The 12,046-nt window shown below is 64.3% G+C and carries 16 protein-coding genes and 1 other RNA gene; 10 read left to right on the top strand and 7 right to left on the bottom strand.

Annotated elements, in window-relative coordinates; genetic code table 11:
* Positions 1-61 precede the first annotated feature (61 nt).
* A complete protein-coding gene (locus F791_RS13495; protein WP_012983227.1) occupies positions 62-226 on the bottom strand; it encodes a DUF1328 domain-containing protein in 165 nt (54 codons plus the stop codon).
* A 205-nt stretch (positions 227-431) separates the two neighbouring features.
* Between F791_RS13495 and F791_RS0107850 the strand changes: the two genes are divergently transcribed.
* From F791_RS0107850 to F791_RS0107840, 3 genes are all read left to right on the top strand, one after another.
* Positions 432-647 carry a CsbD family protein gene (locus tag F791_RS0107850; RefSeq protein WP_018138484.1) on the top strand — a complete coding sequence of 72 codons (216 nt, stop codon included), beginning with the start codon at positions 432-434 and terminating at the stop codon, positions 645-647.
* Between the two features lie 25 nt (positions 648-672).
* Positions 673-936 (top strand): hypothetical protein, encoded by a 264-nt coding sequence (locus F791_RS0107845; RefSeq protein ID WP_018138485.1) that lies wholly within the window; start codon positions 673-675, stop codon positions 934-936.
* A 296-nt stretch (positions 937-1,232) separates the two neighbouring features.
* Positions 1,233-1,865: a porin family protein gene (locus tag F791_RS0107840; protein WP_018994343.1), complete on the top strand. Its 633-nt coding sequence runs from the start codon at positions 1,233-1,235 to the stop codon at positions 1,863-1,865.
* A gap of 153 nt (positions 1,866-2,018) precedes the next feature.
* On the opposite strand, the gene gorA is transcribed toward F791_RS0107840, so the two are convergent.
* Together gorA and F791_RS0107830 are read right to left on the bottom strand one after the other, a co-directional pair.
* Positions 2,019-3,419, bottom strand: coding sequence for a glutathione-disulfide reductase (gorA, locus tag F791_RS0107835; protein WP_019592428.1), 1,401 nt, complete (start codon positions 3,417-3,419; stop codon positions 2,019-2,021).
* 180 nt (positions 3,420-3,599) lie between these two features.
* Positions 3,600-4,349 carry a glutathione peroxidase gene (locus tag F791_RS0107830; RefSeq protein ID WP_019592427.1) on the bottom strand — a complete coding sequence of 250 codons (750 nt, stop codon included), beginning with the start codon at positions 4,347-4,349 and terminating at the stop codon, positions 3,600-3,602.
* Between the two features lie 244 nt (positions 4,350-4,593).
* Between F791_RS0107830 and ffs the strand changes: the two genes are divergently transcribed.
* The 6 genes from ffs to F791_RS0107805 all read left to right on the top strand — a co-directional run bounded on the left by ffs (position 4,594) and on the right by F791_RS0107805 (position 8,875).
* An RNA gene (gene ffs, locus F791_RS13490) (signal recognition particle sRNA small type) lies at positions 4,594-4,690 on the top strand.
* Positions 4,691-4,776: 86 nt separating this feature from the next.
* Positions 4,777-6,537: a DNA polymerase III subunit gamma/tau gene (gene dnaX / locus F791_RS0107825; RefSeq protein ID WP_019592426.1), complete on the top strand. Its 1,761-nt coding sequence runs from the start codon at positions 4,777-4,779 to the stop codon at positions 6,535-6,537.
* Between the two features lie 35 nt (positions 6,538-6,572).
* On the top strand, positions 6,573-6,899 hold the full coding sequence (locus F791_RS0107820; RefSeq protein ID WP_018138490.1) for a YbaB/EbfC family nucleoid-associated protein: 327 nt from the start codon (positions 6,573-6,575) through the stop codon (positions 6,897-6,899).
* Positions 6,900-6,935: 36 nt separating this feature from the next.
* Complete coding sequence (gene recR, locus F791_RS0107815; RefSeq protein ID WP_018138491.1) at positions 6,936-7,526, top strand: recombination mediator RecR; 591 nt, start codon at positions 6,936-6,938, stop codon at positions 7,524-7,526.
* Positions 7,527-7,604: 78 nt separating this feature from the next.
* Positions 7,605-7,949, top strand: coding sequence for a histidine triad nucleotide-binding protein (locus tag F791_RS0107810; RefSeq protein ID WP_012983218.1), 345 nt, complete (start codon positions 7,605-7,607; stop codon positions 7,947-7,949).
* Between the two features lie 104 nt (positions 7,950-8,053).
* Positions 8,054-8,875, top strand: a complete 822-nt coding sequence (locus F791_RS0107805) for a hypothetical protein (RefSeq protein WP_018175488.1) — start codon at positions 8,054-8,056, stop codon at positions 8,873-8,875.
* Positions 8,876-8,885: 10 nt separating this feature from the next.
* Here the strand turns inward: F791_RS0107805 and rsgA are convergent, their stop codons facing one another.
* From rsgA to F791_RS0107790, 3 genes are all read right to left on the bottom strand, one after another.
* Positions 8,886-9,731, bottom strand: coding sequence for a ribosome small subunit-dependent GTPase A (gene rsgA, locus F791_RS0107800; protein WP_018994797.1), 846 nt, complete (start codon positions 9,729-9,731; stop codon positions 8,886-8,888).
* A gap of 75 nt (positions 9,732-9,806) precedes the next feature.
* On the bottom strand, positions 9,807-10,142 hold the full coding sequence (locus F791_RS0107795) for a 4a-hydroxytetrahydrobiopterin dehydratase (protein WP_018138494.1): 336 nt from the start codon (positions 10,140-10,142) through the stop codon (positions 9,807-9,809).
* On the bottom strand, positions 10,135-10,440 hold the full coding sequence (locus tag F791_RS0107790) for a cytochrome c (protein WP_018138495.1): 306 nt from the start codon (positions 10,438-10,440) through the stop codon (positions 10,135-10,137). Before F791_RS0107790 ends, F791_RS0107795 begins: the two co-directional genes overlap by 8 nt.
* Before the next feature lie 138 nt (positions 10,441-10,578).
* On the opposite strand from F791_RS0107790, the gene orn reads away from it, so the two are divergent.
* Positions 10,579-11,145 carry an oligoribonuclease gene (gene orn / locus F791_RS0107785; protein ID WP_018138496.1) on the top strand — a complete coding sequence of 189 codons (567 nt, stop codon included), beginning with the start codon at positions 10,579-10,581 and terminating at the stop codon, positions 11,143-11,145.
* A 670-nt stretch (positions 11,146-11,815) separates the two neighbouring features.
* Here orn and F791_RS13195 read toward each other — a convergent pair.
* Positions 11,816-12,046 (bottom strand): IS3 family transposase (locus tag F791_RS13195; protein WP_019592425.1); only part of this gene is annotated, 231 nt, incomplete at its 5' end.

The raw sequence follows: 12,046 nt of genomic DNA, 5'->3' as shown, positions 1-12,046 counted from the left end.
GCAATCGCCCGGCTCAAGGCCGGGCGATTGCAGTGCCAGAAAGACGTCTATAGCGGGGCGCCTATAGCGGGGGGCGTCGTCCCGTGATGAAGAAGATGACCGCCAGGATCAGGCCCACCACGAAAAGAATCCATGCAATATTGGTCGCTGCGCCCGCGATCCCGCTCAGGCCCAGCACGCCGGCTACGATTCCGACGATCAAGAACATCAGTGCCCATCCCAGCATCGTCCACTCCTTTTTTGGCTGTAATCGCGCCTGAAGTGTAGGGCATGGTCCGCGCTTTTGCGCGGTCCAGCGCCCGCAGGGTGTCTCGGTTCTCATTTTTCCCGTTTCCGGGGAGCTTTTTGCTTCAGGTTAATGCCATCGTTATCCGGTCTGTTCAGGCTTTACCGCCCGCGTGATGCAGACGCATTCAACAAAGGAAAACTGTATGAACAAAGATCAGATGCTGGGGCGTAGTGAACGATTCAAGGCGCGGCTGAAACAGGAATGGGGCCGCCTGACCGATGACGAGGTGGTTGAGGCCGAGGGCAATATGGACGAGCTGGCCGCGCGGGTTCGCGAGAAATACGGTGATAGCCAGGAAAAGATTGCCGCTAAGATCAACGAACTGATGGACGAGGTGCGTAATGAAGAAGACTCCTGAGACCCCGGCTGTTCGTTGGGTGGCGATGGGGCTGGCTGCGGCAGGCCTGCTGTTTTTGTCGGCCTGTTCCGATTCGGATACGGCGGATGATGCCGGTGAAACGTTCGAAGAAACGGTAGAAGACGCCGTGGATGCCGTTGAAGAATCGGGCGATGAGGCACGCGGCTGGATCGAAGATCAGCGTGAGGGCGAAGACGAAATCCAGCGTGAGGAAGAAGAAAACGAGGAGCAATACGAAGACGAGTACTATGACGAGCACCGGGACGGAAACCCTATTCGTTTCGATTAGTCCGTAGTCGTTTGAACCAGAAGGCTGGGGCGCGGGTGGCCACGAGCGGGTGGTCATCCGCGCCCCAGCCTTTTTGTTTTTATGGGTCGTTTTAGATTGATCCCTGACTTTCGCCTTAACCTGAGTCAAAGTGGGTGTGCGCTTTGTCAATGATTGATGGCCGGGGCATGTAGATATCGGTGTAATTATGAATCGGTTCAACCATTGCGCCTTCCATGTAGCCTGGATTGAATCAAGAATCATCTCCGTTCCTTTGCCGTCCTCAAGCACGATTAGCAAATGAGAAGGAGATGAAGATGAAACGTTATCTGGCTGCCGGGGTTGCAGTATCGGCGCTCGTCCTGTTTGGTTCCCAGAGTGCGCTTGGACAGCAGGACCGTGACCGTACGACGCAGGAGCGCGACCGCACCACAGGCCTGTATATGGGTCTGGGTACGGGGTTCAGTTCATTGAAGAATGACAGCGACGAGGTCGCGGATTTTATTGGGTCCGGGACGTCGGACTACAGCATCGACGATGACGACAATGTCTGGCGCGGCTTTGTCGGTTACAACTTCAATCGCTATCTCGCGGTCGAGGGCTTCTATACCGATCTGGGCGAGGTGCACCTGCGGGGCGACCAGGACGGTGCCCATTCGAGCGTCCGCTCGACGGCCTACGGTGCCAGTGTGCTCGGGAAGTTGCCGATTGGCCCCTATGTAGAGGCCTTCGCGAAGGTCGGCGCGGCCAAGTGGGATGCGGACGTGCGCGGCAACCTGGGAGACGAGGGCCGTACGCTGCGCAGTCAGGACGGTTTCGATCCGGTCTATGGTGTCGGCATGCAGGTCAATCTGAACGCGTTCATGATTCGCGCGGAATACGAGCGCTATGACTTCGACAGCGACTACAAGATGGACGCCTTTACCGCGTCGCTGGGCTGGCGCTTCTAGGGGAGTGAAGGACGCTAAAAAAGCCTGACGGGTATCGGCGAGCAAGCCGATCCGGCTAGCCGGATCGTTTCGCCATGGCCCTGGGCAAAACAGGCACGCCGCCCCGGCGCTTTGCACAGGGGCGGCGTTTTGCCGTTTGCGACCAGCTGCCTGTCAAGCGGCCTTGGCCTTGGCCAGGCCCTGCTGGCGACCCGGGCGGGCCTCCTTGAGGGTCACCAGTTCCTCGGCGCTGGTGGGGTGCAGCGGAATGGTCAGGTCCAGGTCGCGTTTGGTGGCGCCCATGCGCACGGCCACGGCAAAGCCCTGCAGCATCTCGTCTACATGGGCACCAATCATGTGGATGCCGACGACTTTTTCATTCTCTTCGGCGCAGACCAGCTTCATCGCGACGGGCGGCACCTCGCCCTTGGCGAAGGCGCGGTCCAGGCCGCCGAACTGGGTCTCGTAGATGCGCACTGAATCACCGAAGCGCTCCACGGCCTGCGGCTCGGTCAGCCCGACCATGCCGGCGGTCGGGTGGGTAAAGGTGACCGTCGGGATCTGGTCGTAGTCCACGGGCACAGGGTTCGTCTCCGGGGCATACCAGTGATCTGCCAGTCGGCGACCGGCCGCGATGGCAACCGGGGTCAGCGGACCCTTGCCTATGATGTCGCCCAGGGCATAGATGCCGTCGACGCTGGTCGCCTGCCACTCATCCACCGGGACGGTGCCATCGCGGGCCAGTTTGACACCGGCGTCTTCCAGCCCCATGTCAGCGGTGGCCGGCTTGCGGCCAACGGCCCATAGCACTTTCTCGTACGGGCCCAGTTCCTGGCCGCCCTCGAGCTGGACGGTCACGGCGCCGGGTTTGCCGCCCAGGCCGGCGACCTTCACGCCCAGGTGGCGGTCGATGCCCTGGTACTCCATGTGTTGATCAAGCGCCTGCGAGACCATCGGGTCGAACATCTCCAGCACGCGGTCCTCCATCGCAACCACGTCGGTCTTCACGCCCATGGAGCGCAGCATGCCGGCCATCTCCAGGCCGATGTAACCGGCGCCGATCACGGCGATGGATTCCGGCAGTTCGGTCCACTCGAAGAAGTCGTCGGAGGTCGCGCCCAGTTCGGCCCCTTCCAGCGGCGGCACGATCGGGGCACCGCCCATCGCCAGCACGATCCGCTCGGCGGTGTATTCGGTGCCGCTGTCGCTGATCACCTTGTTCCTGTCGGTCAGGCGAGCGCGTTCCGGGATGTGGGTCACGCCCAGCTTCTCCAGGTGCCCGGCCCAGAACTGGTTCAGGTCTTTCAGCATGGCCTGGCGCTGGTTCGCCAGATCGGTGTAGCGGATGCCCTTGATCTCGACATCGACACCGAACTCGTGCGCCTGACGGGCCTGCGCAGCATGCTCGGCGGCATACCAGGTGAGCTTTTTCGGCACGCAGCCTTCGTTCACACAGGTACCGCCGAGCGGTTTCGGGTCGAACACGGCGACGCGCGCGCCGTGCGGGGCGGCGCGTTCCGCCACGGCCAAGCCGCCGCTGCCGCCGCCAATCACGATGATGTCGTAGTGTTCCATGTCGGTTCCTCGAAGGGTTCGGTGAAAATGGTACATAACGACCGCGTTCCGCGCGGTCGCCAGGGTCTGCCATCCGTGTCCGGACGTCCGCCTGTGCGGGCATCCGGACACGGATGGCCACCCATGTTCCGGGTGACCACCCGGGGCGGGACAGAACCCGCCCCGAGGGGCAGAGACGACTTATGCCGCCTTCTTCTCGCGGGAGATCCACTCCTGGAGATCTTCCGAGCCGCCGATGCGGTGGCCGCCCACGAACACCTGCGGGACGGTCATCGCACCGGTGGCGGCGCGCAGGCTGCGCAGGCTGGCGTCGCGGCCCAGCACGATCTCTTCATAGTCGAGACCGGCGTTCTCAAGCATCTCCTTGGCGCTGGCGCAGTACGGGCAGCCCGGCTTGGTGAAGACGACCACGTCTTCGGGGCAGGCCGCATCCGGGGCGACGTGGGCGAGCATGGTATCGGCGTCGGAGACCACGAAGGGGTCGCCCGGCTCGTCCGGCTCGATGAACTGCTTCTCGATCACACCGTCACGCACCAGCATGGAGTAGCGCCAGGAGCGGTGGCCGAAGCCGAGGTCGCTCTTGTCGACCAGCATGCCCATCTGCTCGGTGAACTCGCCGTTGCCGTCGGCGATGAAGGTCACGCGGTCGGCCTGCTGGTCAGCCTGCCAGGCCTCCATCACGAAGCCGTCATTGACCGAGATGCAGACGATCTCGTCGATGCCGTGCTTCTTGAGCACCGGCGCCAGCTCGTTGTAGCGCGGCACGTGGGCCGAGGAGCAGGTCGGGGTGAACGCGCCCGGCAGGGCGAAAACGACCACGTTGCGACCCTTGAACAGGTCTTCCGAGCGTACGTCGTTCCAGTCGTTGTCTTTGCGGCAGCGGAAGGTGACTTCCGGGACGCGCTGGCCTTCGCGATTTTCGAGTTCCATAAATACTCTCCTTATTAAATGGCGCTTGCTTGTCAGTCAGGGATGAAGATTTCTTTTCGGCCGGGGTAGTTCCCGGCTACGGGACCTAAGGTAAGGCCTGGCCATCGATTGATCCAGTTTTGTGTTTCTATTGTGTCATTAGTTTTCGACTATTGTGTATGCTTGACGTCACCCGGCCAAACCCGGAAGCTTGCCACCCCGATTCGAGTTCGCCTCGATTCGAGGACCGCGTTATGGTGGTCCGTATCAGTCCCCTCGCGACGACAGGTTGTGAATCCCGCCAGGCCCGGAAGGGAGCAACGGTAGCAGCTGCGTCGGGCGCCGGGGTGTGGCGGGTGCGGGCCACCACCCTTTTCCCTGCGGCCCCGACTCCTGCGGTGATGGCCCCGCACGCGGGCTCGCGAAAGACTGCACTGACGGGGGAGGCATGAGTCACCAGGTTCTGGCCCGCAAGTGGCGTCCCGGTCGTTTCGAGGACCTGGTCGGGCAACCGCATGTGGTGCGTGCTCTGGCCAATGCCCTGAGCGGGGATCGTCTGCACCATGCCTACCTGTTCGCCGGGACGCGCGGCGTGGGCAAGACCACGATCGCCCGTATCCTCGCGCGCTGCCTGAACTGCGAGACGGGCGTCACCCCGACCCCCTGCGGTGAGTGTCGCTCCTGCGTGGAGATCGCCGAGGGCCGGCATCTCGACCTGATCGAGGTCGATGCCGCGTCCCGCACCCGCGTGGACGACACCCGCGAGCTGCTGGATAACGTCTCCTATGCCCCGACGGCGGGGCGCTTCAAGGTGTACCTGATCGACGAGGTGCACATGCTCTCCGAGAAGAGCTTCAACGCCCTGTTGAAGACGCTGGAAGAGCCGCCGGATCATGTGAAGTTCCTGCTCGCCACGACTGATCCGCAGAAGCTGCCGGTCACCGTGCTGTCGCGCTGCCTGCAGTTCAATCTCAAGCCGATGCCGCCGGCGCTGATCGCCGAGCACCTGACGCGCATCCTCGAGGCCGAAGGCTTGCAGGCCGAACCGGGCGCGCTGCTGCGCCTGGGCGAGGCGGCCGAGGGTTCCATGCGCGACGCGCTGAGCCTGACTGACCAGGCCATCGCCTACGGCGGCGATCGCCTGACCGAGTCCGATGCCTGCGACATGCTGGGCCTGCTGCCGCGAACCCGCCTGACCGGCCTGCTGGACGCGGCGTTTTCCGGTGATGGTCCGGGCTTGATGCAGGGTCTGCAGGAGCTTACGGGGCTGGGGCCTGACTGGTCCCGCCTGCTGGACGAGCTGGCGGCCCTGGTGCATCGCGTGGCCGTGGAGCAGCTGGTTCGCAGTGCCGCCGGCGCGGACGGTGACGATGCCGCCGAACGCTGGGCGCGCGAGACCGCAGCTCGGGTGGATCCGGAAACCCTGCAGCTGACCTACCAGATCCTGATCCATGGAGCCCGCGATCTGCCCTGGGCGCCGGATGCGCAGATGGGCGTGGAGATGACCCTGTTGCGTCTGCTGGCCTTTCGGCCGGAAGGGCCCGGCGAAGGGGCCGTGCCCGTCGAGCGCCAGGGCGGGGCCCCGGCCGCACCGCAAGCTGGCCCGAGTGCGGGTTCGGCCCCGGCCCGGCCCGACACCACGGCGCGGTCGGCTCCGCCCCCCATCCCGGAGCCGCCGCGCGAGCGGGTTCAGGAGCGGGTGCGCGAGCCGGATCCCGGCCCGGATACCGGGCCGGCCGAGTCTGCGCCGCCACCCCGGGATGCCAAGCCTGTCATGCCCCCGGAGCCGGATTCCGGGCCCTTTGACTGGCATCGCTTTGCCGAAGGTCTGCCGACCGGCACGGTGCGCGAACTCGCGCTGCATGGCGAATTGCAGCAACTGGATGACGAAAGCGTCGTGATCGCCGTAGCCCCGGGTACGCTCTATACCGATCGAACCCGTACGCGCCTGAAGGAGGCCCTGGAGAAACGCCTCGGGCACTCGGTGCGGCTGGAGATTGTCGACCAGACACAGCCCTCGCAGGCCACGCCCGCTGCACGGCTTGCGGCAGACGCAGCGGAACGTCAGGCTAGCGCCGAAACGGCGATGCGCGAGGATCCGGTGGTACAGGCCCTGGGCGAGGCCTTCGGGGCCGAGCTGGGCGCGGTACGCATTCGCGAGGACCGTGCGGGTGACGAGCCGTCCGCGTCGCAATCGATTGAACGATAACCCCTGCGCAAGGCGCAGGGCAGGAGAGCGAAATCATGATGAAAGGTGGCATGGGTGGCCTGATGAAGCAGGCCCAGAAGATGCAGGAAGACATGCAGAAGATGCAGGCGGAGCTGGCCGAAATGGAGATCGAGGGCCAGGCAGGCGGCGGTCTTGTGAGTGTGCTCATGACCGGCAAGTACGCGGTGCGCCGGGTCAAGATCGACCCCAGCCTGCTGGAGGACGACCGCGACATGATCGAGGACCTGGTGGCCGCGGCCATCAATGACGCCGTGCAGAAGGTCGAGTCCACCACCCAGGAGCGCATGGGCAGCCTGACCGAAGGTATGGGCCTGCCGGCCGGGATGAAGCTGCCGTTCTGATCGCGTCTCCCTGGGTCGGAACCGGCGCTGCGCGCGATGGACGCTGAACTCGACGAACTGGTGCAGGCGCTGCGCTGCCTGCCGGGTGTCGGTGCCAAGTCCGCGCGGCGTATGGCGCTGCACCTGCTGGAGCGCGACCGCGACGGTGCGCGCCGGTTGGCACGGGCCGTCGATCAGGCGGTCGAGCGCGTCGGGCACTGCCAAGTGTGCCGCACGCTGACTACCGCAGAGGTATGTCCTCGCTGCGCGGATCCCGAGCGCGACCCGGGCGTGATCTGCGTGGTCGAGAGCCCGGGCGATGTGATGGCCATCGAGTCGGCGACCGACTTTGCCGGCCGTTTCCACGTGTTGCTCGGGCGGTTGTCGCCGCTGGATGGCATTGGTCCCGAAGAGCTGGGGCTGGATCAGCTGGAGACGCGCTTGCAGGAAGAGGGCGTACGCGAGCTGATCCTGGCGACCAATACCTCGGTCGAGGGCGAGGTCACTGCGCACTACCTCGCTGAAATGGCGGCGCGCCACGGCATTCGCGCTACGCGCATCGCGCAGGGCGTGCCGACCGGGGGCGAGCTCGAGTACATCGATGCGGGGACCCTGGCGCATGCCTTGTCGGGGCGCCGCGATTACTGATCGGGATCAGGTTTTCGGGATGCATTGAATGCATTACCGTTTCCTGATATAAACCCGCGCGTCGTTTAGGAGAACAAGATGGCTGACTGCATCTTTTGCAAGATCGTCGCGGGGGAGATCCCGGCGAAGGTCGTGTTCGAGGACGACCAGGTCCTGGCCTTTGAAGACCTGAATCCTCAGGCCCCGACGCATGTGCTGGTGATCCCGAAACAGCACATCGCCACCCTGAACGAACTGACCGCCGAGACGGCCCCGGTGATTGGGCACATGGCGCACGTGGCGGCACAGATTGCACGCGATCGCGGATTTGCGGAAAACGGTTATCGAACCGTGATGAACTGCAACCAAGACGGCGGGCAAACGGTCTACCATGTACACATGCACGTACTGGGCGGTCGCGCGCTGAGCTGGCCCCCGGGCTGATCGAGACAACACAACACGGACGATGCGGCGTGACGCGACGGAATCATCACGGTGAAGCCAGGCAAGCAGCGCGGGGCAACAGCCCGCAGCTGGCGCCTGCGCGTGTGCCGGTCGCGCTGGCACTGGCCGTCTTGTTCGGAGTGGCCGCCACCAGTGTGGCTCATGCCGACGATCGCTATTCCCTGACGTATACCCCCACCAGCACCGAGTCGACGCTTGGTGGGCCGGATCGCGTCGATGAAGAAGCCGAGTACGAATCCGAGAGCGGGACCGTGGTGGACCCGGTGGGCATGGAGCCGATCGGTGGCTCTGCCCGCTCCGCGCCCAACGTCCTGCCGATGACCGATCCGGAACCCGCCTCGGCGAGTCGCGACTGGCGCTATCAACTGACGCTGCGCACCGAGACCACTGGTGGCCTTCCGGGTGACGAGACCGGCATGGGCGTCCTCTCCAGCCGCCTGTTCGAGGTGGAAGGGGCTTACCACCAGCAGCTGGGCGCGGGTTTTGGTTATGGCTTGAACCTGGGGGTTGGTATGGAGACTCGTCCGGGCTGGTCGGACCTGGGCCCGGAGACTGAATCCACGGCCTATTTCACCGACCTCAGCTTCGGCCCCACCTTTGCGTCCGGGTCTGGCCGCTTTGACAGCCAGTTCCGTGTCGGCGTGCGCCAGTCACTGACGAGTGGAGACGATGCCCTCGGCTTCGGCTACGGGGGCCGTCATCGCGAGTTGGGTCGCAGCGCGGGGTATCTCAGCCTCGACAGTCGCCTGCGCCTGCAGAATCAGTCCGAGTTGTCGCTGAGCCTGTATTACGACGACTACTCGCTGAACACCTCAAGCGACTGGATGTCCGATCGCCTCGATTTCGAGAGTACCCGCGACTCTTCGTCGTCGGTGGTCGGCGTGGAGATGGGGCTGACGTTCTAGTCGCCTTCCCCTAGCGTTTCTCCAGCGTCCCCAGTAGGGCGGTCCAGGCCTCGAGCCGTGCCACGGGCAGGGTGCCTTGATCGACGGCCTCCCTTGCCGCGCAGCCGGGTTCGGACTGGTGCCGACAATTGCGAAATCGGCAATTGTCGGCAAGCGCTTCGATATCCGGAAACCCGCGCACCAGCGCATCGATGGATTCCAGTTCCGGCGTAAAGTCGCGCACGCCCGGCGAGTCGATCCAGGCGCCACCCCCTGTCAATGAATACCACTGTGCCGTGACCGTCGTGTGGCGGCCCTCGCCGGACACCGCGAGATCTCCCGTTTCCGGAAGCTTGATATCACCGCTGCCGTGGCGCTCCAGCAGCGCGGCGATCAGCGAGGATTTGCCCACCCCGGACTGTCCGATCAGGATGTTGGTATGCCCCCGGGCGGCCTCGGCGAGGGCGGATAGCCCGTACCCACTGCGGGCGCTGACATGCAGGGGGTCAAGGTCCAGGTGAGCGTAAGGGGCCAGCCAGTCCCCCGTGTTGGCGGGTCCCGCGTCCTGCTTGTTCACCAGGATCCGTGGCTGTGCGGGGAGGTTGTATACCGCAACCAGGAAACGGTCGATCAAGTACCGCGCCGGCATCGGGGAGGGCGCGATCACGATCCAGACGGTGTCGATGTTGGCCGCGATGACCTTGCGCCGGCCAAAGCCGTCCTGGCGCACCAAGGTATTGTCCCGGGCCAGGCGCCGCTGAACCTGCTCGCCGGTCGCATCCATCTCCACGCGATCACCGCAGGCGAGATCCTTCACCCGGCGGTGCAGCCGAATGCGGCGCGGCACCGCGTTCGCCGGCGCTGCGATGTCGGCCATCTGGTTGTGGCGGGCGTGAACCCGGCCGACCCGGCTCAAGAGGTCGGACCAGCCGGTGCCGTGCTGGTCACGCTGTTAGTCAAAGAGCGCATCGATGCGGGCGGCGCAGATCAAGTCGTTCTCCGTCAGGCCACCCACCGCGTGCGTCGAGAATTGCACCGAGCAACGGTTGTAGCCGACCGCCATGTCCGGGTGGTGATCCTCGACATGGGCGATCCAGGCCACCGCGTTCACGAACGCCATCGTCTCGTGAAAGTTCTTGAATTTGAAGCCGCGCTGGATGCTGCGGCCCGCCTCGTCGATGCCCCAGTGGCTGTCCAGCTGGCCGAGGCCGCGCTCGGCGTCCGCGCGCGACATCGGCTCGGTGAACCCTTCACAGGCTTGGCAGTGCTTGGTCTTCAGGTCACTCATCGAACTGGTAGTACTCCGCGTTCAGGTAGGCCACCACCGCCTCGATCTCGTCGTCGAACCAGTTGGTGCCCAGTTGTGCGTTGCAGTTGTTCACCTGCCGGACCAGGTGGTCATAGTCGCCAACGATCCGGTTGTCGCGCGTGTACAGGTCCGTACCGTCGCCACCGACCATGTCGGCATGACAGCTGATGCAGTTGTCCTGATGCAGGTTCTTGCCCTTCTGGATGTCGTCGGCCTGGGCGGTGCCCAGCGAAAAACCGAGGCCCAGGGCCGCAAGGCTTGAGATGATCAGTCGCATGATTCCCTCCTTTGTGGGGAATGGATCCGGCGGGGCCGTATGGCCCCCGAGACCTTGGCCGCGTTGCAGGTGAGCAAAACGGACAACGTCATCCTGGACCATGATGATAGACTTTGAGCGCACAGGAAAGGAGCGGGCATGGCAGCGAGCGCCGAAAACCTGATCTGGATCGATCTCGAGATGACCGGCCTGGATCCCCAGAACGACCGAATCATCGAGGTGGCCACCATCGTCACCGACAAGGAACTCAACATCCTGGCGGAGGGCCCGGTCCTCGCGATCTACCAGCCCGCCGACGTGCTGGATGCGATGGACGAATGGAATCGGCGCACGCACGGGGCCTCCGGCCTGATCGAGCGCATCCGCCACAGCAGTACGGACGCGGCCGCCGCCGAACGCGAGACGATCGACTTCCTGTCCGACTATGTGCCGAAAGGGGCCTCGCCGATGTGCGGGAACTCGATCTGTCAGGATCGGCGTTTCATGGCGCGCCTGATGCCGGAGCTGGAGGCCTATTTCCACTACCGTAACCTGGACGTCTCCACGCTCAAGGAGCTGGCCCGACGCTGGGCCCCCGACGTGCTCTCGAAGCTGCAGAAGAACGCCTCGCACCAGGCGTTGCAGGACATCCGCGACTCCATCGACGAACTTCGCGTCTACCGCGAACACTTCATCCAGCTGCCGCCCGCCGCCGCCCACGACTGATCGCGCTTCGTCGCGCCCTGCGCCGTTCAGGCTGGGCCTGGTTCGTCTTTCAGTGTTTACGGTGGTTTCGGTCCGCCGCCCGCCAAGCGCTCACTCGCGAGCGCGCCGCGCCCGTTGTTAATCAAAAACGGGCTTCTTTGCTCGTGCAAAGAAGTAACCAAGAAACACGCCCGGGATTCGCCCGGGAACCTTGCTCCGGACGCGCCAGGCCGGCGGCGCTGAAACTCGCTGCGCTCAGACAGTCAGCGCCCCGTGTCTATTATGAATCGTCCGGCCTGTCACGCCCTCCACAAGGGGCTCATATCGGGAGGGTAGGTCAAAACAGAAGGCGCTCCAGCGCCTGCCAAAAGTCCCGCGCTGTAGGGTGCGGTTGAGCGCAGCGAAACGCACCGTTCCGACGTTGGGGCAACCCTGATGCGATTCGCTGCGCTCATCACATCCTACGATGGGGTCTGGCGCCCGCTGGCGGGCGCGGCACGCCAGGGCCGCAGGCCGCGCGTGCCCAGGATGTCGGGACACCTTGCCTCCATCCATTGGCACGAACGTCAGGCCAGCCGTTGTCTTGACCTTATCCCCCCGTATGAAGCCCCTTGCGGAAGGGTCCTCGGGCCGGACGATTCAAAATAGAAACGGGGGCGCTGACTGTCTGAGAGAAGCCGGAATGTAGTGGTCAAGTGATTTCGGACACCTCGATCGGTGTTTCGGCTGTCCATTTTCGCTCGTAGGCGTTGGGCGACAGGTAGCCCAGGGTCGAGTGCCTTCGGCGCTCGTTGTAGAAGCCGACGATGTAGTCGGTGATGTCCCGGGTGGCCTCGCCGTGATTGGCATAGTCCCGTCGCCAGACGCGCTCCATCTTCAGGTTTAGGAAGAAGCGTTCGGCCACCGCATTGTCCCAGCAGTT

The sequence above is a fragment of the Thioalkalivibrio sp. ALRh genome, assembly GCF_000381425.1.
GTDB lineage: Bacteria > Pseudomonadota > Gammaproteobacteria > Ectothiorhodospirales > Ectothiorhodospiraceae > Thioalkalivibrio.
This window is presented reverse-complemented; position numbering and strand designations above follow the sequence as displayed.

Excerpts from the sequence above, each read along its gene's own strand:
- F791_RS13495 (WP_012983227.1), bottom strand. The coding sequence starts at position 226 with ATGCTGGGATGGGCACTGATGTTCTTGATCGTCGGAATCGTAGCCGGC.
- F791_RS0107850 (WP_018138484.1), top strand. The coding sequence starts at position 432 with ATGAACAAAGATCAGATGCTGGGGCGTAGTGAACGATTCAAGGCGCGG.
- F791_RS0107845 (WP_018138485.1), top strand. The coding sequence starts at position 673 with ATGGGGCTGGCTGCGGCAGGCCTGCTGTTTTTGTCGGCCTGTTCCGAT.
- F791_RS0107840 (WP_018994343.1), top strand. The coding sequence starts at position 1,233 with ATGAAACGTTATCTGGCTGCCGGGGTTGCAGTATCGGCGCTCGTCCTG.
- gorA (WP_019592428.1), bottom strand. The coding sequence starts at position 3,419 with ATGGAACACTACGACATCATCGTGATTGGCGGCGGCAGCGGCGGCTTG.
- F791_RS0107830 (WP_019592427.1), bottom strand. The coding sequence starts at position 4,349 with ATGGAACTCGAAAATCGCGAAGGCCAGCGCGTCCCGGAAGTCACCTTC.
- dnaX (WP_019592426.1), top strand. The coding sequence starts at position 4,777 with ATGAGTCACCAGGTTCTGGCCCGCAAGTGGCGTCCCGGTCGTTTCGAG.
- F791_RS0107820 (WP_018138490.1), top strand. The coding sequence starts at position 6,573 with ATGATGAAAGGTGGCATGGGTGGCCTGATGAAGCAGGCCCAGAAGATG.
- recR (WP_018138491.1), top strand. The coding sequence starts at position 6,936 with ATGGACGCTGAACTCGACGAACTGGTGCAGGCGCTGCGCTGCCTGCCG.
- F791_RS0107810 (WP_012983218.1), top strand. The coding sequence starts at position 7,605 with ATGGCTGACTGCATCTTTTGCAAGATCGTCGCGGGGGAGATCCCGGCG.
- rsgA (WP_018994797.1), bottom strand. The coding sequence starts at position 9,731 with ATGGCCGACATCGCAGCGCCGGCGAACGCGGTGCCGCGCCGCATTCGG.
- F791_RS0107795 (WP_018138494.1), bottom strand. The coding sequence starts at position 10,142 with ATGAGTGACCTGAAGACCAAGCACTGCCAAGCCTGTGAAGGGTTCACC.
- F791_RS0107790 (WP_018138495.1), bottom strand. The coding sequence starts at position 10,440 with ATGCGACTGATCATCTCAAGCCTTGCGGCCCTGGGCCTCGGTTTTTCG.
- orn (WP_018138496.1), top strand. The coding sequence starts at position 10,579 with ATGGCAGCGAGCGCCGAAAACCTGATCTGGATCGATCTCGAGATGACC.